Raw genomic sequence first — 1,547 nt, forward strand, 5'->3', positions numbered from 1 at the left:
GGCCCAGAATAACGCGCAGGACAGCGCGCATCACAGCGTGTCCGGCAACGCGCGGGAAGGCATGGGCCATGAAGGCTGACCCCGTGCGCGCCTGTCGCATTGACAGGGCCGTCACAGCCCCCTAAAGTTGCACCGCATGCTTTTCGGCAAATACCATATCGTCATATTCAAGGAAGGCCGCAGCGGCAGCCGCAATCTACGGATGCGCGGCTGGTTCGGTTTTTCGCTCTGCGCGCTGGTGCTGGCCCTTGTGGCCTGTAATGTCTGGCTGCTTCAGGCGTGGCTTGAGTCTCGCCATCTTGACGATGACCTTGAGAACGCCCAGCGGGTCATCACCGAACAGCGCCGCCAGCTTGTGAGCCTGGCCGAGCGTATATCCCAGGTGAGCCGCGACCTGCAGCGGGTGCAGGGCTTTGACTCCAAGCTGCGCATTATGATGAATATGGAAAAAGACCCCGCTGACGCAGGCGGGGGCCTTGATGTTGTGGGCGATTTTTCGCGTTCCTATCTGCCTTTGCACCGGCAGGAACTGGCCGCCCGCAAAATGCAGGATTTTCTTGAGCGCCTTTCGGAGTCTGCCAGACTTGAAGAAGTGCGACAGCAAGACCTTTTGCTGGCCCTGCGCGAAAATCGTGACGCGCTTTCTTCCATGCCGACCATCTGGCCTGTTGTGGGCTTTGTGTCGTCGAGCTTCGGAAGGCGCTCGTCGCCTTTCGGCGGGCGGGGGCAGTTCCACAAGGGACTGGACATCACCAACCGTGTGGGAACGCCCATTGTGGCCCCGGCTCAGGGGCTGGTCAGCCAGTCCGGCCACGACGGGGCCTACGGCCTGAGTATCGAGATCAACCACGGCAGCGGCATTATCACCAAATACGGGCATATGCAGCGCTGCGCCGTGCCTGTGGGGGTGTGGGTCAAGCGTGGGCAGGTCATAGGCTATGTGGGCATGAGCGGAAGAACCACCGGGCCGCATCTGCACTATGAGGTGCGCCTTAACGGGGTTCCCGTCAATCCCATGCGGTATATTCTGGACTGATTGCTCCGGGGCTGTTGCGTATCTGTTCCGCGCGGCTTTTTTGTCTTTCCTGCGACGACCCTGCCCCGGCCGGGCGCGCACAGGGCATTGCAGGCGCGCAATGCCGCCACAGGGGCAGGAAGCGGCCTGTGTCGTAAAGCATAGCATCCTTCGGCTGGACAGCCTTGAGCGCGGCCTTATATTCCATAACAGGAGGACGACCTCCCCCCCACAGCAGGGGCATCTTGTCCGGGACGACCCGGCTCTGAAAAAAGGAGAGCCGAATGGCCTGGATATTGCTGTTTTTTGCCGGTCTTCTTGAGGTTGTGTGGGCGTACACCATGAAGCTGTCCATTGGCTTCACAAAACCTCTTCCTACCGTACTCACCCTGGCGGCCATGATCGCCAGTTTTGGCCTGTTGGCCGTAGCCATGAAAAGCCTGCCTCTGGGTACGGCCTATACCATCTGGACGGGCATCGGCGCTGTGGGGGCCTTTGTGCTCGGCATCGCGGTGCTGGGCGAGCCGGTAAG

General features: G+C 60.8%; 2 protein-coding genes. Both read left to right on the top strand.

The window, feature by feature from the left end:
• Positions 1-136: 136 nt before the first annotated feature.
• Positions 137-1,036, top strand: coding sequence for a M23 family metallopeptidase (locus V6C07_RS05865; protein WP_333535429.1), 900 nt, complete (start codon positions 137-139; stop codon positions 1,034-1,036).
• A 263-nt stretch (positions 1,037-1,299) separates the two neighbouring features.
• On the top strand, positions 1,300-1,547 hold a 248-nt coding region (locus tag V6C07_RS05870; protein ID WP_333535430.1), incomplete at its 3' end, for a DMT family transporter.

Source organism: Desulfovibrio sp. 1214_IL3152, from assembly GCF_036763055.1.
Taxonomy (GTDB): Bacteria; Desulfobacterota; Desulfovibrionia; order Desulfovibrionales; family Desulfovibrionaceae; genus Desulfovibrio.

What these genes read in the sequence shown, in the direction of transcription:
- V6C07_RS05865 (WP_333535429.1), top strand. Translation starts at nt 137, where the DNA reads ATGCTTTTCGGCAAATACCATATCGTCATATTCAAGGAAGGCCGCAGC.